Annotated in this window: 18 protein-coding genes and 1 tRNA gene; 13 read left to right on the forward strand and 6 right to left on the reverse strand. The window is 40.8% G+C overall.

Annotated features, from left to right (window positions below):
• The first annotated feature begins 346 nt into the window (after positions 1 to 346).
• Complete coding sequence (locus H6G79_RS17915) at positions 347 to 1,471, forward strand: quinone-dependent dihydroorotate dehydrogenase (RefSeq protein ID WP_190590808.1); 1,125 nt, start codon at positions 347 to 349, stop codon at positions 1,469 to 1,471.
• An 83-nt stretch (positions 1,472 to 1,554) separates the two neighbouring features.
• Here H6G79_RS17915 and H6G79_RS17920 read toward each other — a convergent pair whose 3' ends face one another.
• A complete protein-coding gene (locus H6G79_RS17920) occupies positions 1,555 to 2,280 on the reverse strand; it encodes a hypothetical protein (protein ID WP_190590807.1) in 726 nt (241 codons plus the stop codon).
• A gap of 754 nt (positions 2,281 to 3,034) precedes the next feature.
• Between H6G79_RS17920 and H6G79_RS17925 the strand changes: the two genes are divergently transcribed.
• From H6G79_RS17925 to H6G79_RS17940, 4 genes are all read left to right on the forward strand, one after another.
• Positions 3,035 to 3,158: transfer RNA gene (locus H6G79_RS17925), tRNA-OTHER, on the forward strand.
• A gap of 37 nt (positions 3,159 to 3,195) precedes the next feature.
• Positions 3,196 to 4,797: a TROVE domain-containing protein gene (locus H6G79_RS17930; RefSeq protein ID WP_190590805.1), complete on the forward strand. Its 1,602-nt coding sequence runs from the start codon at positions 3,196 to 3,198 to the stop codon at positions 4,795 to 4,797.
• Positions 4,798 to 5,029: 232 nt separating this feature from the next.
• A complete protein-coding gene (locus H6G79_RS17935; RefSeq protein WP_190590803.1) occupies positions 5,030 to 5,449 on the forward strand; it encodes a XisH family protein in 420 nt (139 codons plus the stop codon).
• Positions 5,437 to 5,772 carry a XisI protein gene (locus H6G79_RS17940; RefSeq protein ID WP_190590801.1) on the forward strand — a complete coding sequence of 112 codons (336 nt, stop codon included), beginning with the start codon at positions 5,437 to 5,439 and terminating at the stop codon, positions 5,770 to 5,772. The genes H6G79_RS17935 and H6G79_RS17940 overlap by 13 nt, the downstream gene beginning before the upstream one ends.
• Before the next feature lie 18 nt (positions 5,773 to 5,790).
• On the opposite strand, the gene H6G79_RS17945 is transcribed toward H6G79_RS17940, so the two are convergent.
• Positions 5,791 to 8,100, reverse strand: coding sequence for a CHASE2 domain-containing serine/threonine-protein kinase (locus H6G79_RS17945; RefSeq protein ID WP_190590799.1), 2,310 nt, complete (start codon positions 8,098 to 8,100; stop codon positions 5,791 to 5,793).
• Between the two features lie 976 nt (positions 8,101 to 9,076).
• Here H6G79_RS17945 and H6G79_RS17950 point away from each other — a divergent pair.
• The 8 genes from H6G79_RS17950 to H6G79_RS17985 all read left to right on the forward strand — a co-directional run bounded on the left by H6G79_RS17950 (position 9,077) and on the right by H6G79_RS17985 (position 17,237).
• Positions 9,077 to 9,607, forward strand: a complete 531-nt coding sequence (locus H6G79_RS17950; RefSeq protein WP_015114631.1) for an NYN domain-containing protein — start codon at positions 9,077 to 9,079, stop codon at positions 9,605 to 9,607.
• A gap of 89 nt (positions 9,608 to 9,696) precedes the next feature.
• Positions 9,697 to 11,289, forward strand: coding sequence for a 2-isopropylmalate synthase (locus tag H6G79_RS17955; RefSeq protein WP_190590798.1), 1,593 nt, complete (start codon positions 9,697 to 9,699; stop codon positions 11,287 to 11,289).
• 197 nt (positions 11,290 to 11,486) lie between these two features.
• Positions 11,487 to 12,176 (forward strand): Uma2 family endonuclease, encoded by a 690-nt coding sequence (locus H6G79_RS17960; protein ID WP_190590797.1) that lies wholly within the window; start codon positions 11,487 to 11,489, stop codon positions 12,174 to 12,176.
• A 442-nt stretch (positions 12,177 to 12,618) separates the two neighbouring features.
• Positions 12,619 to 13,206 (forward strand): TetR/AcrR family transcriptional regulator, encoded by a 588-nt coding sequence (locus H6G79_RS17965; protein WP_190590796.1) that lies wholly within the window; start codon positions 12,619 to 12,621, stop codon positions 13,204 to 13,206.
• A 24-nt stretch (positions 13,207 to 13,230) separates the two neighbouring features.
• Positions 13,231 to 14,520 (forward strand): ABC exporter membrane fusion protein, encoded by a 1,290-nt coding sequence (locus H6G79_RS17970; RefSeq protein WP_190590795.1) that lies wholly within the window; start codon positions 13,231 to 13,233, stop codon positions 14,518 to 14,520.
• 73 nt (positions 14,521 to 14,593) lie between these two features.
• Positions 14,594 to 15,754: an ABC transporter permease DevC gene (devC, locus tag H6G79_RS17975; protein WP_190590794.1), complete on the forward strand. Its 1,161-nt coding sequence runs from the start codon at positions 14,594 to 14,596 to the stop codon at positions 15,752 to 15,754.
• Positions 15,755 to 15,767: 13 nt separating this feature from the next.
• Positions 15,768 to 16,520 carry a DevA family ABC transporter ATP-binding protein gene (locus H6G79_RS17980; protein ID WP_190590793.1) on the forward strand — a complete coding sequence of 251 codons (753 nt, stop codon included), beginning with the start codon at positions 15,768 to 15,770 and terminating at the stop codon, positions 16,518 to 16,520.
• Positions 16,521 to 16,598: 78 nt separating this feature from the next.
• Positions 16,599 to 17,237, forward strand: coding sequence for a MotA/TolQ/ExbB proton channel family protein (locus H6G79_RS17985; protein ID WP_190590792.1), 639 nt, complete (start codon positions 16,599 to 16,601; stop codon positions 17,235 to 17,237).
• A gap of 65 nt (positions 17,238 to 17,302) precedes the next feature.
• On the opposite strand, the gene H6G79_RS17990 is transcribed toward H6G79_RS17985, so the two are convergent.
• The 4 genes from H6G79_RS17990 to H6G79_RS18005 all read right to left on the reverse strand — a co-directional run bounded on the left by H6G79_RS17990 (position 17,303) and on the right by H6G79_RS18005 (position 21,390).
• A complete protein-coding gene (locus tag H6G79_RS17990) occupies positions 17,303 to 17,554 on the reverse strand; it encodes a UPF0175 family protein (RefSeq protein ID WP_190590791.1) in 252 nt (83 codons plus the stop codon).
• 41 nt (positions 17,555 to 17,595) lie between these two features.
• On the reverse strand, positions 17,596 to 18,492 hold the full coding sequence (gene rsmH / locus H6G79_RS17995) for a 16S rRNA (cytosine(1402)-N(4))-methyltransferase RsmH (protein WP_190590790.1): 897 nt from the start codon (positions 18,490 to 18,492) through the stop codon (positions 17,596 to 17,598).
• A gap of 104 nt (positions 18,493 to 18,596) precedes the next feature.
• Positions 18,597 to 20,507: a M48 family metallopeptidase gene (locus tag H6G79_RS18000; protein ID WP_190590789.1), complete on the reverse strand. Its 1,911-nt coding sequence runs from the start codon at positions 20,505 to 20,507 to the stop codon at positions 18,597 to 18,599.
• 202 nt (positions 20,508 to 20,709) lie between these two features.
• Positions 20,710 to 21,390 (reverse strand): nuclear transport factor 2 family protein, encoded by a 681-nt coding sequence (locus H6G79_RS18005; protein ID WP_190590788.1) that lies wholly within the window; start codon positions 21,388 to 21,390, stop codon positions 20,710 to 20,712.
• Positions 21,391 to 21,645: the final 255 nt, after the last annotated feature.

The raw sequence follows: 21,645 nt of genomic DNA on the forward strand, positions 1-21,645 counted from the left end.
TTTTTAGTTGACATCGCTCTTTAATATATAAGATGCCCAGAAAAGCAACCTAATACCATTTTGGATTTTAAATTTTAGATGTTGGATTCAAAAAGTACTGAGTCCAAAATTCTCCTCCTGCTCCCTTGTCTCCCTTGTCCCCTCTTCCCTCCCTTATCCCCCACTCCCAACTCTTTCAAGGGCAGGTTTTTAAACCTTCGATAAATAGTTGAGAATATTCTCAATTATGAAACGTAGTTTTAACTGTTCAGACAATAATTTTGGTTTTAAAAGCCCAAAAATTTGTCTAATAAAAAAAGCCTGCCCTTGAAAGCACTCCCAACTCCCCACTCCCTAACTTCCCCACATGGATATTTACCAAATTGCCCTTCGTCCACTACTGTTTAACCTACTGAAAACAGATGCGGAGTGGTTACATAAGCAGGCTATCAGCAGTCTAGATTGGTTATCGCAAAATCATCATGCTCCTGCTAGTTTAATCAATCAAACTTTACAGCAGTCTTTGTGTCTGTGCGATCGCCGTCTGGAACAAAATTTGTTTGGGCTAAATTTTCCCAACCCCTTGGGTTTAGCCGCCGGTTTTGATAAAGATGGGGTAGGCGCAAAAATTTGGTCTAACTTTGGTTTTGGCTTCGCTGAGTTGGGAACTGTGACTTTTCACCCCCAACCAGGAAATCCCCAACCAAGGTTATTTCGCCTACCTTTAGATCAAGCTGTCCTGAACCGGATGGGTTTTAATAATCAAGGTGCAGCAATTATGGCTGCTAGGTTAGCAGCACAAAAAGATTTCACTCATACAATACCCATCGGCATAAATTTAGGTAAATCGAAAATCACCCCGTTAGAAGCAGCCGCCGCAGACTACCTCAACAGTTTCCGCTTACTCAAAGAATTAGGCGATTATTTTGTGGTGAATGTCTCTTCACCCAATACACCAGGATTGCGATCGCTCCAAGATGCCGCTATGCTCAGTTCTATCTTGGACGTACTACAAACAGAAAACAATACACACAAACCAATATTTGTCAAGATAGCACCTGATTTAGAATGGGAAGCGATCGCCGACATTATTAGCTTGGCTAAAACCTACCAATTAGCAGGAATTATTGCCACAAACACCACAATCAGCCGTGATGGCTTGAAAACCCAGCTAATTCACCCAACTGGGAAACCCCCGCAAGATGAAGCTGGCGGAATTAGTGGTGCGCCATTGCGCGATCGCTCCACAGAAATTATCAAGTTTATTTGGCAGCAAACCCAAGGGCAAATTCCCATTATCGGGGTTGGTGGCATATTTTCCGCAGAAGACGCTTGGGAAAAAATCACTGCGGGAGCCAGCCTCATTCAAGTTTATACAGGCTGGATTTATGAAGGCCCCTTGATGGTGCGCCGAATTTTAACTGGTTTGCTGACCAAGTTAGAGCAGAATAAATTAAACTCCATCACCGAAGCGATCGGATTAAAAGTTTGAAGTATTCAGAGTCAGAACTCAGGAGTCAGAATAAATTTTTGATTCTGGATTCTGACTCCTGATTGGATTTCACCCCTAATCATTCATGACTCTTCTAAAGGAAAGAACTCTTTTGTTTTTTCCGAGAAACTCCAAGCAATACCATCAGGATCACGGCTGCGAGTCCATTCGGGAAAATCTGGATCATTACGCCGTTTGTAGACAGTGCTGGAATAAACATTCAACCGTTTCGCCAATTCCGATTGAATCAGTGAACCGAAAACTAACTGTTTTGCTAAATTGGGTTTAACTTCTGTATGAGTTGCTGGCGCTGCTAATTCAACTTCTGGTTCTGCTAATAGTGTTTGAGTTGCTGGCGGTGCTAAAAGCGATCGCGCAGCCGTTGTTACAGGTTGAGCAGACAAAGTTTTGACAGGCTCGCTACTGTCAAGAATATTACCCAAAATACTGGCAGTAATAAAGTAATAAACTTCATTGCCTGAACCAGCATTGACTATACTTGCACCAAACTCTGAAGCTTTGCCATCCAGGTAGCGTTTTGCTGTTGGGCCAGGAAAACTACCCCGCATTGCCAAGTCCATTGGTGTAATTTTGCCCTGGTTTTCCCGAACTAACTGATGGAAAACCGGGTTAACTCGCTGACACCATTGTTGCCATTGATATTGTTGCCAGATATTGAAACCAATAATCAAAACAACCAGCGCCAGCAAAAATCTCCAGGTAGAAACCAGGAAAATTATTAAAAACGATATTGGCAAAAGTAGAACGAGAAAACCTTTCCCGCCACTTTCCATTGTTTTTTCACTCATGCCGATTTTTGCCAAGCGAATTTTTTGGGAAATAATATATTATATTGGCAAAAATTGGGACTGGTTTTTGTATCTTTTGGCAAAATTACGGAAAAAAGCAGGTGTGCGATCGCTCATTTGCATCACCTAAAACCCAAACAACCCATATTTAAGGCAAAAATAGGCAAAAAATTTTTGCATGATGAAAAAACTCAGCAAAAACAAAAACTTTACATAAACATTAAGAAGTATTTCATCTTATATTCAACAAATCTCAGCGCACTTGACGTTAAAAATATTTATCTCTCACTGGCTCAACCTATTGACGTTTAAAATTACATATACTACATTAATACTACAAGTTGATATTCCCAAAGGAGTTAGCCAAAAACTGTAGCGGATAGCTCAAATACCAGAGCGCCCCCCTTGCCTGCAAAGGCCGACACATCAAGGGTTATCGCAAATAACTTAAACATCCTTGAGACAAAATTCTGGAGGTGCAGGTGAAAACCCTGCTCCGCTACACCCAACAAAGTGCTGAGTTAAAAATAATTCTTATGTGGCGGGTAGCTCAGTGGTAGAGTGCTTTACCCTTATTCACTCTTTGCCTGCAAAGGCCGAAGAATTGAGGGTTATCGATTAGGGTTCGAGAGGTCGCAGGTACCCTTCGGAAAGCCGCCACCGCGTCTACAAATCCTGCTCCGCCACCCAAAACTCTTGCTTTCTTCTTTGCGTCTCTGCGCCTTTGCGTGAGACACAATTACATATTTTTATGTGGCAGGTAGCTCAGTAGGTAGAGCGCCTAAACATCCTTATTCACCCCTTGCCTGCAAAGGCCGAAGAATGAGGGTTATCGCCTTCCAAGCGGGATGTCGCAGGTTCAAATCCTGCCCTGCCACCTTTCATTTTTGCCCGCAAGGGCCGGGAGATGAAACCATGAACTACAACTTCTTTACCAGAAACAAAATCAGCACCCCACAAACTCAACCCATCCCCGGACGGGAAGCCGAGATGATTCAAGGACGTTCCGGTGGCTGGATGTTTGATGCTGGCTTATGGAAGATGCTGCGGCGCTGTCTGTTAGTTGGGACAGCCCAAAGCACCTACTATGCTGGTAAACAAGAATTAACTGAAGACTTTGTAGCGGTTGTCAACCAAGCTGTTGCCGAAAATCCCAGCCGTGTTGCGGAAGAAATTCTCTATGCCAGCGATGGACGAGCTATCAATAACAGCGCACCTATCCTGGCTTTGGTCTTGCTGTCGATGGGTGAAACAAAAGAAGCCAAACAAGCCTTTGCTGAAATCTTTCCTCAAGTTGTCCGCACAGGTAGCCACTTCTACGAATGGTTGAACTACACCAAATCTCTGCGGGGCTTTGGTAAAGTTGTCCGGGAAGCAGGTAAAACTTGGCTATCAAGAGAAGATGTCAAAGGTTTGGCTTATCAACTCTTGAAATATCAACAACGCCAAGGCTTCACTCACCGCGATGCTTTGCGGTTATTCCACGTCAAACCACCTACAGAAAATCACCGTCAATTATTTGAATGGGTTGTCAGAGGTTGGGAGGAATTGCCCACAGAGATACCCTCACAAGCTTTGGCGCAGATTTGGTGGTATGAATGGCTGAAGCGCAACCCTGGGCAAACCCACGAAGCCATTTTGCAAGGACGCTTAACCCACGAAATGGCTGCACCTGTTGGCAATATGGACAAAGCTGCTTGGCAGTTGCTATTTCAAGAAATGCCCATCGGTGCAATGTTACGAAACCTGGGTTCATTAACTGAACTGGGCGTATTACGTGCTGACGAAAGTACCAACTTGCTACGGGTTGAAGAAGTTCTCAACAATAAAGAACATCTGCGTAAAGGTCGCATTCACCCAATCGATGTTTTAAAAGCCCTCAAAACTTACGAGTCTGGGGGAAGACTAGGACGCAGTAAGAAAACTTGGACTCCCGTTCCTCGCATCGTAGACATCTTAGAGAAAGCCGTTGAGTTGTCTTTTGATGTCGTAGAACCCACAGGCAAAGTTTTCATGCACGCTGTAGACGTTTCCGGTTCGATGGGTAGCTTAGTTGCAGACATGGGACTAAGTTGCTGTGAAATAGCCACCACAATGGCACTCGTCACAGCCAAAGCCGAGAAAAACTACATGATTCGCGGCTTTGCTAATGAATTTCGGAACTTAGATATCACTGCTAAAGATAGTTTTAGTTCGGCGGTGCGTAAAGCCAGCAATCAAAACTTCGGCGGTACAGATGCCTCTGTAGCTTACGACTGGATGATTCAAAATAAGTTCAAAGCTGATGTAGTCTGCTTCTGGACTGACTCAGAAAGCTGGGCTGGTTACAAGCATCCTAGCCAAGCCTTGAAGGAGTATCGCAAAAAAATCAATCCCAATGTCAAGGCTGTATACGTTACTCTGACACCATACCGCATCACCTTGGTAGATCCCCAAGATCCACTTTCTTGGGATTTAGCAGGATTCGACCCTGGTACACCTCGCATCATCCAAATGTTAGCGACAGGTGAGTTGTAAAAATTGTGAAGTATGAAGTATAAAATTTCATACTTCATACTTCTCGGCGGGTTATCCCTTGTTCGTAACTTGCCCTTTGGGACGAAGAATTTAGGGTTATCGGTTAACGTCTCCACCATCTCCGGGGACTAGCGGGTTCGATCCCCGCACCCGCCCTTATACTTTTTTTGAATTAAATATTACCGCTATAGGTCTTTGCTAAAATACCCTTAAAAGCGACAAGTAGTATGGGATGTCAGCCAAAGATAAATTTCATGATGCAGTTAAAATAGCCCTACAAAAAGACGGGTGGCTAATTACACATGATCCTCTCCGCATTCGGATTAGTTCTACAACTAAACTATATATAGACTTGGGAGCAGAAAAACTGGTTGCAGCTGAACGCAATGGGCAGAAAATTGCAGTTGAAGTCAAAAGTTTTTTGGGTGCTTCTGCGATGGCTGAATTCCATTTAGCTATAGGGCAGTATATTAACTACCGTTATGCTTTAACTGACTTTGGCTATGAACAAGTTTTATACTTAGCGGTACCGTGGCTCATTTATGATGAGTTTTTGACACAGCCATTTGTGCAGGCAGTCATTCAACGTAGTCAAGTCAATTTATTGATTTTTGATGACGAAAAAGAAGAGGTTGTGCTATGGCAAAGCTAGATATCTATCGAGAGTATATCCAAAGATTACTCAAAGAATATGCAGCGCGAGATTTAGGGGAAGATAATGTAGACGTACAACTGATTTTTGATACTGAACACGACCATTATCAGCTTTTTTATGTTGGTTGGCGTAATCGAAGACGTGTTTATGGCCCGGTCATACATTTAGACATTAAAAATGAAAAGATTTGGCTGCAATGGAATGGTACAGAAGATGATATTGCTGCTGATTTAGTAGAATTGGGTGTACCAAAGCAAGATATTGTTTTAGGGTTTCATTCGCCTTATATGCGTCAGTTTACTGATTATGCTGTGGGTTAAAATATTTATTTTTGAAGTTTAAAAATTCCCTGCCGAATCTTCCAACCAAGGTATAGTCGGTAAGTTTGAATTATCATTTTGTGGTAAAAGATTCGTATCTGGATAAATTGGTAATTTATCCAGTATTGCTAACACTTCTGCGGCTGATTGATAGCGTTGTTTAACATCATCTAATACCGTTTTTTCCAAAATCTCAGCTAGGGCATCGCTGACAATTACTTGATTTCTCCATTGCCATTCGCCATTCTCATTTCTATTCATTTCATGGGGGGCAATTCCGGTTAAGGCGCGAATCCCAATCATCCCGATCGCATAAATATCACTACTGTACTGCGGACGACCAAAGCATTGTTCGCTAGGTGCATAGCCTCTTGTCCCAATACCAATTGTAAAAGGGGCTTGTTCGGAATTTTCTAGTTGTGGAACTGAGACTTCTTTGACTGCACCAAAGTCTATTAAGACGAGTTTGTTATCTGTATGGCGGCGCATGATATTACTGGGTTTAATATCTCGATGAATCACTCCGTTTTCGTGAACAAAGACTAAGATTTGTAATAGTTCTTTGATAATTTCTCTGACTTGAGCTTCTCTTAAACCTTGACCAGATGGTAGTTCTTTAATCAAGGAATGACCTATGACATATTCCTGAACTAAATAAAATTCATCATCTTGTTCAAAATAAGCCAAAAGTTGGGGAATTTGCGGATGATTCCCCAGTTTTTCGAGGGTTTCGGCTTCGGAATGAAATAAACGTCTGGCAAGTTCTAAACTTTTTGCTTGGGTATTGGCTGGTTTTAATTGCTTGACGACACAGCGTGGATAACCAGGACGGTGCATATCTTCAGCGATGTAGGTTTCGCTGAATCCACCAGAACCGAGAACTTTGACAATTTTGTAGCGTCCGGCGAGGATTTTGCCAGATACGGCTAAATCCCTTTTCTGGAGTAAGTCTTGTAAGTCGTTTTGTTGGCTGATAATTTCTTGAACAACGGGAGATGTTTTATATTTCTGAAAGATTACGACTAATTGACGGGTTCGCAATTTTTCTCTAGCAACTTCTATTCCCAGATAAGACAATCCATTGAACGCGATCGCTATCATTGGGATGGCAGTGGGAAAAATTAACTGACCATGTATAAAGCACACATAGTTAATTCCTCCCCAAATACTAGCTGCGGCTAAACTAATCACAAAGCGTTTAATATTGCTCTTGCTTCTATTGGCAATGTAGACGGTAGCGCCAACTAAAATCAGCACAAACAATCCTTGCAATGTTGAACTAGAAATTGCTGGGGCGATCGCTTTATTCTGCATTAAAGTGGCGATCGCATTGGCATGAATTTCAACTCCCGCCATTCTCTGGGGGGGATTCACCGCCGCTACCGGGTGATAATCATTGTTGAGTTTATCGGTAGAGCCAATCAAAACAATTTTGTCTTGAAAAACTCTACCTTGCTGCAAATAGTTCTGCCAATTTGGAGGGTCGAGAACATACCATAAGGGAATTTGCTCAAATGTTCCGGCTGAACCCCAAAAATAAATGCGATCGCCTTTTGGCTGGGGATATTTGACTTGGGCTGCACCTAAAACTGCTTCATCAAAAGCAGGTGCTTTCTCTGTCAACATTCCATTAGCTGCTAACAGCTTGGGAAATTCACTGGCTAATTTATGAACTTTGCCATCTGCTTCTAAGGGGAAATTTACAGAACCAACTGTCACTCCACCAACTTGAAACATCTCTTGGGGTAGCGTCAACTGTGTAAAAGTCCCTTGATGGCTCTCAAAATCCTCATACAGCGCGGCTAAAGTCACTTTGTTGCCATATTTTTTTAAGACGGCTTGCAGTTGGCGATCGTCCTCACTGCCATAGCTACTGGGTGTGTCAAATACTACATCAACTGCCACAGCCCGCGCCCCAGCTTTGACTAATTTTTCGATAATTTGTCCATAAGCAGCCCGTTTAAACGGAAAAGATTTCAGTGGTTCTAGGTAGGCATACTGTTTTGGATCTGAATTATAGTACTGTTCGGGAACTGAAATTGACTGGTCGTCAATTGCCAAAATCACGATATCTGCTGGTGGTGCGATCGTACCCCGCAGTTGAAAAAACGCTGAAAATATCTGACTCTCCATCAAATTCACCCAGCCCACACCAGAAGTAGTCAGCAATGCTGAACCGATGGTAGATACAGCCACTAAAAAGTGACTTAAGCGAGCCACAAGTTTAGACTGTGAAGCTGTCAATGTGACTTTTGTGGGTTTGCCTGAAGCTGTATTGGCAGTAGAGACATTTTTTTTGCTGAAGGTAGATGTAGGTTCTTCTGCCATATCGTGTTAATAATTGGTTTACAGACAAATTGGTTGATTTAGTCTCGTTTCTACTAAAAACATATTGAAATAAAACTTAAATGAAAATCTTATACATTTGTAATCTATCTTCTCTGACTCTGGATAATATGCCAAATCTAAATGGGAAAGGCCTTCAAATCTAAGACAGTCTGAGTTATTTGTTGAGTGAGTTTGAGCATTGATGATTACTTGACTGGAGTCAAACCCAGGCAATTCCTACTGTACAGGCTGAGGTTGTGGCAAATTGGTCGCTGAAACTTGATTTCATGATGTAAGGATATAAAGGTGTTGGAGATCGACAATTAATTGTTGATTTCTGAGGTTCCACTCCTGAGTTAAACATCTCCTGTTGTCAGGATATTCATATTCTGCATTGGATAGCGGCCAGACTGTCATCTGTGACGACTCAATGTGAGACTCATAAAAATATTATCCAGGAAGCTGGATTGAAAATGACTCCGGCTGATTGTCTCCAGGTGATATTTGCCAAAAAGTTCCTAATTTTGTTAACAGGAAAACCAATATGTGGATTAATATACTTGAAATCTCTCCTTGAGTTCCCAGTTACCTCACATTTCTACATTTGCCAGAACAGATAACTTTACTTCACTCAACTGTATGTATATATGAGCATTAGCCAATATCCTCCTTTCAGACATATACCTTACCTCTTTAGGAGTAAAATTGACAGTTATATCACTAAGAATGCTGTTACTCAGCCAGCTTTATTGGTAGATTTTGATTGTATGACATATTTATATAGTGTTAGAGGTTAAACTATCCCACACCCAGCAGCTTGGGTTGATGTTTGCGTCAAATTTATGCTTTGCAAGAGGTAAGATAAAGGCTATACATGGGAAACTAGTTCCCATCTATTAGCAAATTTATGATTTAAGAGTTGCTATAATCTATTGTTCAATCTAAATTCATTGCTATATTTTAGGTGTAAATTTTTATGGGTTCCCCTATGAATCGTCTGTCTATTTTTGTAGACGGAAATAATATGTTCTATGCTCAACAAAAAAATGGCTGGTTTTTTGACCCTCGGCGAGTATTAGAATATTTCAAACACGAGCAATCAGAGACGACTTTAATTAATGCCTTTTGGTACACGGGCTTAAAAGACCCCCAAGATCAACGAGGTTTCCGAGATGCTCTTATCAGTCTAGGTTACACAGTCCGAACAAAAATTCTCAAAGAATACTATGATGATACTTCCGGCCGCTATTCCCAAAAAGCAAATTTAGATATAGAAATTGTCGTAGATATGTTTAATACTGTAGACCAGTATGACCGGGTAGTTTTATTTAGTGGTGATGGTGATTTTGAACGAGCGATTGAACTATTACGTTCTAAAAATACACATATTACAGTAGTATCTACAGAAGGAATGATTGCGCGAGAGCTGCGTAATGCTACGGACAGATATATAGATTTGAATGATATTAGAGACCAAATAGAAAAAGTGGATGGTCAAGTACCTTAGCAATAATTATTTACAAAAATAAGAGCGAAACAACTAAGGTTACAAATATTTAAAATAAAAGAACTACACCTAAACAAAAAACCAAAAAGATGAATAAACCAGAGCGAATTATCATTTTTGATACGACACTCCGCGATGGCGAACAATGCCCAGGTGCAACGCTGAATATAGATGAAAAGCTGGCGATCGCTAAACAATTAGCCCGCTTAGGCGTAGATGTAATTGAAGCTGGTTTTGCCTTTGCGAGTCCTGGAGATTTTGAAGCAGTCAGTAAAATTGCTCAAACTGTAGGGACAGAAGATGGCCCAATTATTTGTAGTTTAGCTAGAGCCAGACACGACGATATTAAAACAGCCGCAGAAGCAATTAAAGGGGCAGCACGGGGCAGAATTCATACATTTATTGCAACTTCTGATATTCACTTGCAATATAAGTTGAAAAAGACCCGGCCAGAAGTAGTGGCGATCGCCGAAGAAATGGTCGCTTATGCTAAGACTTTTACTGATGATGTGGAATTTTCGCCTGAAGATGCAGGGCGTTCTGATCCAGAGTTTTTGTATCAAGTATTAGAACGGGCGATCGCAGCAGGCGCAACTACAGTTAATATTCCTGATACTGTAGGTTACACAACTCCCAGCGAATTTGGCGCGTTAATTAAGGGCATTAAAGAAAATGTCCCCAACATTGATCAAGCAATTATCTCCGTTCACGGTCATAACGACTTAGGTTTAGCAGTTGCTAACTTTTTAGAAGCAGTCAAAAATGGTGCAAGGCAATTGGAATGCACCATTAATGGTATTGGTGAACGTGCCGGAAATGCTGCCTTAGAAGAATTAGTCATGGCGCTGCATGTCCGTCGTCAATATTTCAATCCCTTCTTAGGTAGACACGTTGATTCCGAAGAACCATTAACAAATATTGACACTCGACAAATTTACAAAACTTCCCGTCAAGTTTCGAGTTTGACAGGAATGTTAGTACAACCCAATAAAGCAATTGTGGGCGCAAATGCCTTTGCCCATGAATCTGGTATCCATCAAGATGGGGTATTAAAAAATAAACTCACCTACGAAATTATGGATGCCCAATTGATTGGTTTAACAGACAATCAAATTGTCTTGGGTAAACATTCCGGTAGAAATGCTTTCCGCACCCGCTTAAAAGAATTGGGCTTTGAATTATCCGAAACCGAATTAAACAAAGCCTTTGTCCGTTTTAAAGAAGTGGCTGATAAAAAGAAAGAAATTTCTGATTGGGACTTGGAAGCAATTGTCAATGATGAAATTCAACAAGCACCCGATTTGTTTAAAGTAGAGTTGGTGCAAGTTTCCTGCGGTAGCAATGCTCGTCCCACAGCTACAGTCACTCTCCGCACTCCAGATGGCGAAGAATTAACTGATGCCGCCATTGGTACTGGCCCAGTTGATGCAGTTTACAAAGCAATTAACCGCGTTGTCAACGTACCCAATCAGTTAATTGAATTTTCTGTACAGTCAGTCACGGCTGGTATTGATGCCATTGGCGAAGTCACAATTCGGCTGCGCTACGAATCAAGAGTATTTTCGGGTCATGCAGCCAACACAGACATCATAGTTGCATCCGCGCAAGCTTATGTTAATGCGTTAAATCGTCTTTACGCATCCTTACAAACAAAGCAACAGCCAGAAGAAGTAACTGCATAGATATATAGGACTTACGCACCAAGATTGTCTGTGGAAGTTGGGTTTAGGGGTGAAAGAGTTTTAGATACATACACCCCTACACCCTTACACCCTAAATCAATGTTTTTGGAGCATAACGTAAAAAACCTACACCTGTCAGGGATTGGGTGTGGGGGTGAAAGGGTATTAGGATAAAAATAAAGGTTGCGGCCATAGTTATGGTTCTACGTTTGACAGTTCCTCCACTAGAAAATGGCGATCGCTTGACTCGCTTTGAATTTGAACGGCGTTACAATGCCATGCCTAAGTTAAAAAAAGCTGAATTAATTGAAGGAACTGTCTACATGGCTTCACCTCTGCGTTTTGAACCCCATGCTGAACCCCACGCCGACTTAATGGGCTGGTTATGGAATTACAAAATTGCAACCCCAGGAGTACGTCTCGGTGATAACCCGACTGTGCGCCTTGATTTAGACAATGAGCCCCAACCCGATGCGCTGTTATTGATTGATGCTCAAGCTGGAGGACAATCACGTTTTAGCCAGGATGGTTATATAGAAGGCGCACCAGAATTAATCGCCGAAATTGCCGCCAGTAGCGCCACAGTTGATTTAGGTGACAAAAAGCGTGCTTATCGACGTAATGGCATTAAAGAGTATATTGTCTGGCAAGTCTTTGATCAGCAGATTGATTGGTTCTGCTTGGAAGCAGGAGAATATGTCAATCTGCAACCAAATCCAGCAGGGATATTTCAAAGCCAAGTCTTTCCAGGATTATGGTTAGATAGGTCGGCATTGTTAGCAGGTGATATGCAGCAGGTATTAACTGTATTACAGACAGGGCTGAATTCGCCTGAGCATCAAGCTTTTGTACAACAGTTAACCCAAGCAATGGAATTGAATGGATAAGTAAAAACAATATCACAAGAATTATCAGCAGAATTAAGTGATTTTACGCCCCTACAACGTTCGGCTGACGCTCACGGGGAAGCCCTTAAAGCCTGACAACGCCAGTCGCCTCCAGTTTTGTGAGTAATTTCGGTGTAAGTATTATTCTGCTTGACATAAACTGACAGTCAAGTTTAGATTAAGAAGTGTATATAAGTGTAAATTTAACATTGACTAATAATCGTCTGCTGTGACTTAGCAGGTTGACCATATTCACGACACATTCATAGTTGAGCCAAACTACATCTGAGCAACAGATTTCTCTTTTGTCTGTGTAGTCTGTGTTTTGATCAATGCCTTGTGTAAGCATGTTCTTACGTGGTAAATTATAAATAACGAACGTTCGATATAAATAAAATTGCTTGCTCGCCCCTAGAATCCCAAATCCATAATCATTTGACTTATGCCCAAAATTGTTGACCATGACCAATACCGGAAAGAACTTCTCAGCAAATGCTTTGATTTATTTGCTCAAAAAGGTTATGGCTCCGTGACTATGCGGCAGATTGCTCAAGAGATGGGGGTTTCGACAGGGACTTTGTATCACTACTTTTCTAGTAAAGAAGCCTTATTTGAACAATTAGTAGAGGAAATTTCACAGCAAGATGTGAGTGCAGCTTTGGCAGAACTAGAAGGGAAAGAAACTCTGTCAGAAGCAATGACAGCTTTAGGGAAATATCTAGTAAAAAACGAGGATTACTTTATTAAGTGGACATTTGTTTGGGTTGATTTTTGTCAACATCAAGACTCAGAGAAACTGCGACATCAAAGCAGTGTTTTTAAACGTGCTAATCAACGCTATCAGCAAGCTGCTTGTAGATTTTTGGGGGTTCAAGATCAGGTTTTAGCTTCTTTTGTCTTGAGCTTTGTGAATGGATTAATTCTGGAGAAATTATGGGGAGATGAAAGTATTGATTTTGTTGAGCAATGTACGTTGCTGGGAAAAATGTTGACAGTTTATTTGCAACAAAACAGCACGAGTCAGAATTAGTAAATTGAATTTTTAGAGGGGAATATGGGACAAAATCTACTATTGAAATCTGCCAATAAAAAATTACTGGGTTTATTGATTGGGGCTACGGCTATTACTGGGGGAATTGTGGTTTATGGTGTTTCTCAGTTTGGGTTAATTGGACGTACAGCTTCTCAAGAACCAGCGACTGTAACCGCCTCAGTACCAAAGGTTTCAGCTTTAGCCAGACTCGAACCAGAAGCAGAAGTGATTAGCTTATCTGCGCCTTTGGTTTTGGATGGCGATCGCCTCCAGGAAATTCGGGTGCAAGAAGGTGATATTGTCAAACCTGGGCAGATCATCGCCATTTTAGATTCGCGCGATCGCTTAGAAACTGCCGTACTCCAAGCCGAGAAACAAGTGCGTGTCGCCCAAGCCAGACTGGATCAAGTTAAAGCTGGTGCCAAAACTGGGGAAATTCAAGCACAAAGAGCCAACATCGAGCGTTTGCAGGCTCAATCTGTAGGAGATTTTATCGGACAACGGGAAGCGATCGCCCGGATTGAAGCGCAATGGGAAGGCGATCGAATTGCCCAAGCCGCCAGCATTCGGAAACTCGAAGCAGAACTCCGCAACGCCCAATCTGAATATGAACGTTATCAAAAACTATATACCGAAGGCGCAATTTCTAACTCTGCCTTTGACAGTAAACGCTTGATTGTTGAGACAAGCAAACAACAATTAGACGAAGCCAAAGCAGTTTTAGGGCGAATTAACTCCACCGCCAGCAGACAACTAGCAGAAGCGAAAGTTTCTTTAGCGCGAATTAACGCCACTGGGAACAAACAAGTTACCGAAGCCAAAGCCACACTCACCAGTATTGCCGAAGTCCGCCCTGTGGATGTGCAAGCCGCCAGAATGGAAGTTGAAAATGCGATCGCCGCACTCAAACGCGCCCAAACTGACCTACAAGCAGCTTATATTAGAGCGCCAATGACCGGACAAATCCTCAAGATTCACACCAGAGTCGGCGAAAAAATGAGTGAAAATGGCATTGCAGACTTAGCGCAAACCGAACAGATGATTGCAGTCGCCGAAGTTTATCAAACAGACATCGGCAAAGTCAAACTCGGACAAACAGCCACAATCACCAGTCCAGCATTTAACGGCGAGTTGCGCGGTGAAGTTTTCTATGTTGGCTTACAAGTCAATCGCCAAAACGTATTTAGCAACGAACCCGGAGAAAACTTAGATAGCCGAGTTGTAGAAGTCAAAATTCGCCTTAATCCTGAAGATAGTAAAAAAGTTGCAGGTTTGACAAACTTGCAAGTACAAACAGCAATTGAAATTTAGGGAGTAGGGAGTAGGGAGTGGGGAGTGGGAAATGGGGGAAAGTTACACCAATGACAAATGACAAATAAAAAATATGAAATTATTTCTCAAAACGCCATTAGCATGGCGGCAACTATTAAAAGAAAAAACTCGCCTCTTAGTAGCAGTCGCAGGTATTACCTTTGCCGATATGCTGATATTTATTCAGATGGGGTTTGAAGGGGCATTGTTTGATGCAGCTATCAAACCACATCGCAGTTTACAGGCAGATTTGGTATTAATTAATCCCCAATTTCAAACCCTGTTTTCTGTTAAAAGCTTTTCCAGAGAGCGACTGTACCAAACATTAGGTTATGAGGGTGTACAGTCGGTAAGCCCAGTTTATATTGGCACTGGACAATGGCGCAATCCCGAAACCAGATTAGAACGTGCCATTTTAGTTTGGGGGATTGATCCAGCAAAATCTGTGTTTAATTTTCCCGAAATTCAAAACAATCTAGACCCGATTAAACAATTAAATCAAGTGCTGTTCGACCAAGCCGGTCGTCCAGAATACGGCGCTGTGGGGGAGATTTTTCAAAAAACTGGCAAATTTGAAACAGAATTGAACAGTAAAAATGTCAGCGTCAAGGGCGTGTTTAGTAATGGTGCGTCTTTTGCGGCTGATGGTAATGTGATTGCCAGTGACTCTACCTTTTTACAAATCTTTCCCCAACGTAAAGCAGAGAGTATTGAAGTTGGGTTAATTACTCTCAAACCCGACGCAGATCCAAAAAAATTACAAGCGCAACTGATTGCCGGATTACCCAAAGATATCAGTGTCTTGACTCCAGAAGAATTTGCCCAAATTGAAAAAGCCTACTGGTCTAGTGGTACAGGTATTGGCTTTATTTTTGGGTTAGGTGTGGGAGTTGGGTTTATTGTTGGTATCGTGATTGTTTACCAAATTCTGTATTCCGATGTTTCTGATCATTTGCCCGAATATGCAACTTTAAAAGCAATGGGCTACACAGATCGCTATTTGTTAGTAGTGTTGTTCCAAGAAGCATTATTCCTGGCTTTTTTAGGTTTTATTCCGGCATTTTTCTTGTCTATTGGGCTGTATCAACTAGCCTACACCGCCACTATGTTGCCTATATTTATGAACTCGCAACGAGCAATCACCGTATTTATTTTAACAGTAATTATGTGTACAGGCTCAGGTGCGATCGCTATGCGTAAACTCACTTCTGCTGACCCTGCTGATATTTTCTAATTATCCAAATTTTATGTTACAAGAATCTCTGCCTGTAAATTCCTCCAACTCACTGGTTAATTTAGAACCTGTAATTACTGTCCATCAATTAAACCATTACTTTGGGGAAGGTAATTTAAAAAAACAGGTTTTATTTGATATTAATTTAGAGATTAATGCTGGTGAAATTGTGATTATGACTGGCCCATCTGGCTCCGGTAAAACCACCTTATTAACATTATTAGGAGGGCTACGTTCTGCCCAAGAAGGCAGTTTAAAAATTTTAGGACAAGAAATTTGCGGCGCTAGTAAAAGAAAATTAACTGTACTACGTCGTCAAATTGGCTATATTTTTCAGGCGCATAATTTGATGACATTTCTCACAGCAACAGAAAATGTGCGTATGTCATTAGAATTACATGATGAATACCTGAATGAAAATATGAATGCCAAAGCGATCGCCATGCTAGAAACAGTAGGCTTAGGCGAACGTGTAAACTATTACCCAGAGAAACTGTCTGGCGGACAAAAACAACGGGTAGCGATCGCCCGTGCCTTAGTCAGTCATCCTAAAATTGTCTTAGCAGACGAACCGACAGCCGCACTCGATAAAAAATCTGGACGCGATGTTGTGGAATTAATGCAGAAACTCGCCAAAGAACAAGGCTGTACAATTTTGCTAGTCACCCACGACAACCGGATTTTAGATATCGCCGATCGCATCATTTATATGGAAGATGGAATACTCAAAAGTGATGGTGTAGATGTAGCAACAAAAATGCACTAAATTATGAAAAAAGAAAACTAATGACAAATGACCAATGACAATTGACAATTAAAAATTGACAATTGACACTTGACTAAAATGCAAATTAGCAATTTATTTGTTGCTGGTGGCGTGGTGATGTGGCCGCTACTGGGGTTCTCTTTGTTAGCAGTGGCTTTGATTATTGAACGTATTTTATTTTGGATCAGAATTACCAATCGCCAAAATCTTGTTGTCAAAGAAGTACTCAAGCTTTATCGCTCAGATAATGTAGTTGGTGCTTTAAATAAATTACAGCAAAATACAGATTTACCCATCGCCCGAATTTTTCTCGCCGCTTTAGAATTAGAAGAACCAACACCAGAAGAATTTCGTTTGGCGCTAGAAAGTGAAGCACAAGCTGAAATACCCTTACTCAAACGCTTTCAAAACATTTTTGATACGATTATCGGCCTTGCACCATTATTAGGTTTGTTGGGTACAGTTTTAGGCTTAATTACTTCCTTCGCTTCACTAAATATTGGTGATGTCGGTGGTACAACAACAGTAGGTGTGACTGCGGGGATTAGTGAGGCTTTGGTATCCACCGCATCAGGATTAGTCGTGGCTATTTTTACCCTGTTGTTTGCAAATACCTTCAGAGGACTCTACCAGCGTCAACTGGCAAGGATTCAAGAGTATGGTGGACAGTTAGAATTACTCTATCGCCGCCGTTATGAAAGGAGAGATAAATTTTAATGATATTAAAAGTGCTGAGTGCTGAGTGCTGAGTGCTGAGTAGAAACTCAGCAACAATGGCAGAGTTAGTCATCACTCAATTCATCAGCGATTTGGTCATCATCAAGGTTAATCACAGGAACTTGTAAACGTCCTAGTTCATACATAAACTGGGGTTTGTTCATATTGCAAAAAGCAGCAGCTTTACCGAGTGAGAGTCTTCGTAACTCAAATAATTTAACAGCAAGCAAAAACGTGAGTTCTGCTTCTAAAGCTTGGGGTGATTTACCAGAGGTAATAAGTAAGTCATCAGGATATTGTAGGAAGAGGGTGTGCATTGTTCCTAACTCGGTTTTTTAGTTTAATTATGCTTGAATCTTCAATTGACTCTTTCGGCTATTCTCAGTTTGGCAGAACGCGATCGCGGGTTATTACTAATCTCTAACTCTTGTGCAGTGATTGGTTTTTTGGTGATCACTCGCAACAATGGAGAATTGCGTAAACCATGTTTAACTAAGCGGTCTTCCAAACTATGAAAACTAATTACCGCAATTCTCCCACCAGGGACAAGGGCGTTTGGTGCTTTGGCTAAAAAAGTTTCTAAAGACTCTAACTCATCATTGACCACAATTCGCAAAGCTTGAAAGGCGCGGGTTGCTGGGTGGATTCTACCATAACGGTATTTGGGAGGAACAGCAGAGGCGATCGCTTCCGCTAATGCTGTTGTTGTATCAAATGGACGACGTTCGACAATGCGTCTAGCTATACGTCGAGATAATCTTTCTTCACCGTATTTAAAGAAAATATCTGCAAGTTCCGCTTCTTCCCACTCATTAATTACATCCGCCGCAGTTAGGGAAGCTTGCTGATTCATCCGCATATCTAAACTTGCAGTGTGGCGAAAGCTAAAACCCCTTTCGGGAGTATCTAACTGGTAAGAACTTACTCCCAAATCGGCGAGGATACCATTAAAAGTAGCGTCGGGAAACTGATAAGCTGCAAAGTTACTTTGAATAAATTTTACGCGATCGCCAAACTCTGCTAATTCTTTCTTGGCTGCGGCTAACGCATCCTCATCTTGGTCAATAGCCGTTAACTGTACATCCGGCGCAGTTTGCAAAATCAACCGACTGTGGCCACCACCACCGACAGTTGTATCCAGATAATGACCTCCCCCAGACACCGCTAAACCTGCAATTACTTCTTGCGGTAACACAGGTAAATGAGAAAATACCTGTTCGTCAATAATTAGCGATGAGGAAGAATCAGAATTCATTAGACTTAACGCAAAAATCTGTAGTATTCCTATTGTATAGACATAGGAGACAAAGAGTTACTAAATATTCTGAATTCTGACTCCTGATTTCTAAATTCTTAGTTTCATTTTTTAACTTTTTGTTGGTAAATAGTAGCATCTGGTATTGGTTTAAACTTCTTCTCAAAATTGAGATTACTATTCAAAATAAAGCAAAATACTGCTCCGGGCAATTCAATTTCTTTTAACAGTGCATCAACCAATTGTGCGTTATCAGTTTCGTGATTGCTTTCCCAAAAGCTGAATTTTCGCACTACTCCCAGGACATAAAGTGGTTTTTCGGGGAAATACTGCACAACTTTTTGGACTAAATAAGCAGTTGTAATATTGGGATAGCGAGATAATTGCTGACGTAGATGAGTTATTTCTTCATCAGAAAGACTATGAGCTTTAAAGTCATCAGTTATATTTAAACTAGCGCGTTCTTCTTGACCACGTAAGAGTAAATCATAATGTTCTTCAGCAAGCTCATGATATAGTTCGGCTCGATCATCTTGTCCTTGTTTTTTGAGGAAAGAACAAATTATTTGATAACCATCAATGGCAATGTCGATATCTTTGGCGATCGCTCTTTCAATATGTTCTATTCCACTAGCATCTTGTTGTTTTAAGAGTATTTGTCCTAATAGGTAATTGGCGGAAGCGTGGGTATGATCTAATTTAATAACTTCGCGCAACAATGGTATTACTGCTTCTTCACCTTCTAGCTCAAATGTTAACAACGCTCTTGTCGTTGCTTCTCCTAATGATAGCGGTTGTTTTTCAGCTTTGGCATTGAGTTTATCTAAGATAGCTAATGATTGTTGTACTTCAGCATATTTTTGTCGCCAAGGTGTGGCAATTTTTTCACACCAAGCTTGACTAAAATTATCTCTAATGTTTTCAAAAGCGTTACCTAAATATTCTTGTGCTGCACTAATCAACATTGGTGCAGCTACAGATAATTCTTCTTGAATACCAGGAATAAACCCTAAAGCTTGTAATCTCTCTGTTAGGGAAGGATGAGTATCTGTATGATTCGTTTTTTCCGTCAGTGATTGCGCTAAATAAATGCTTGCTTCTCTCAGAGGTACGCCTTGAGTTAAAGCTGTTTGCATGGCGGTATAACTTGTTTTTGGCGGCTCAACTTCTGTTTGGACTTGATGATAAATGTTAGACCAAAAATAATTTTCTAAAAATCTAATTTTTACCTTGCGATTCATCAAAGCCTTGGCTGTATTTTCTACGCCTGTGATTTCCACTGCACATCTATCAACTTCATATTCATTTAATCTAGCTAATTCAAAAGAATAAGCATCAAAAAATGGAATATACCACTGGAAGAACTTATGAAAAACCACCCACAATGATTCATTACTACTTTGTTCTAATACTGCTTGAATACGATACCAAACCAGACGCTGACGATAAATCCAAGCATTGAAGCAATGATAATTTCCTGATAAATGTCCCAACTCATGGACTAAAACCGCCCGAAATTGTTCAGGGGGCAATGCTAACATTAATGGCAAACCGATAATCAGGTAATTTTGATACCAGCCAAATAAACCTAAGCGCGGTCTTTGGACAACGGTAGCATTAAAATCTGTGGTGAGTAAGATACGATGGAATCTGGGAGCCTTGAGTTTTGTCGTGATATCATCTACCAAACAAAACAAGCTAGGTACATCTTTGCGGCGTAATGCTAACCCTGTGGGTGGCGGACAAAATACCCAAAGCGATCGCCATAATATAATAGCGATCGCTAGTAAAAAAAGCACACCTTTAATAGTTCCACGGCTAAATGATCTAGCATTGAACATCAACCAGCCAATAGTTAGCAGTAATGCCACACTTACAGCTAAAATCATGAATATGTAGGCGTAACCTAACACAGCCAGACATGCAACGTGAAATCTATAAAGAGTTGGCTGTTGACTAGCAAAAATTTCTAATCTCTGAATTAGCTTATCAAAACGCTGTTGATCGAAAGCCATAGATGTTTACTAGCTTGTTCAATTTGCAATATAGCTGACACCATATATGCTTGACTTACGTAAAAATGCAGAACTCTCAAGTCATTTATTCTTTGCGCCATTCTACGTAAATATATAATGCTCAGAGTTGATACTTTTTAGGACAGGTAAAATACCTGTCCTAACTGTTGACTAATCCCAAATTAAACTCTGTGTAACCTTCTTATATATAATCACGAACATTTGGTCTGTGTGGTTCATCAGAGGAAGTATTAGAATCAGAATTACTACTTCTAGCGGCTGAAGAAGCCTGCGCTTGCGGAGAACCAGGAGAAGAAAGATTTAAGAAATCAATCAGTGTCAGAACACGTTTCTTAATTTGCCATTTACCATTTTTATTGACAACTGTGTCTACATAAGTACCGTTAGCAACGTCAATGCTGGTATCAGATAGCTTATGGGTTGCATGAAGGTAAGAAGACATAGTTGCTGTGTTGTTTTTGACATCTATATCGAAAGTACCTAGCAAATGTTGAGTAGCTGTATATCCGTTACCTTGAAATACTGAATAGACAAAATCAGCCCAGGCATTGGTGCCATACTTTGTTACACTAGTATCATCAGGAAAAATTGCAGTTATCTCAGCGTCGGAAGTAAAACATTTTTGGTAAATCTTTTTACCTTCTGGCAGATCACCTCGACCAATAGCATCAGTCCCTAATGCGTAACAAACTGACAAACTTTCAATTTCTGATTCTGCATTTGGTTGTGATGCACTGGCTACATCGAATTTACCCCCCACGAAAATAACCATCACACCAGCCAGCAAAATCAAGCTTAACCGCTTGACAAAGAATGACATTAAATTTGATGCAACCTGCTGAATTTCTCTGCCTTTTTTCATAGAATTAACGTCTCAATGCCTATATAAATGTCTGGATTTTTGCTTGTATTTTTTACTGCAAGCCGGAGGTTATCTAGCTAATCAAAAAATTAGCTAAATTCTGTTCACTTTACTCAGTAAAAAAATTATGCCAAAAGAGTTTTTTTAAGTACTTTTGAACATAGCAATAATAATAACAGTTTATGTGGCATATCCAACTGATGATTACAACCATTTTTTTATCAAAGCCAGAATTTTATTGGTGTGAAAATAAGT

It is taken from the genome of Anabaena sp. FACHB-83 (genome assembly GCF_014697485.1).
Taxonomy (GTDB): Bacteria; Cyanobacteriota; Cyanobacteriia; order Cyanobacteriales; family Nostocaceae; genus Nostoc_B.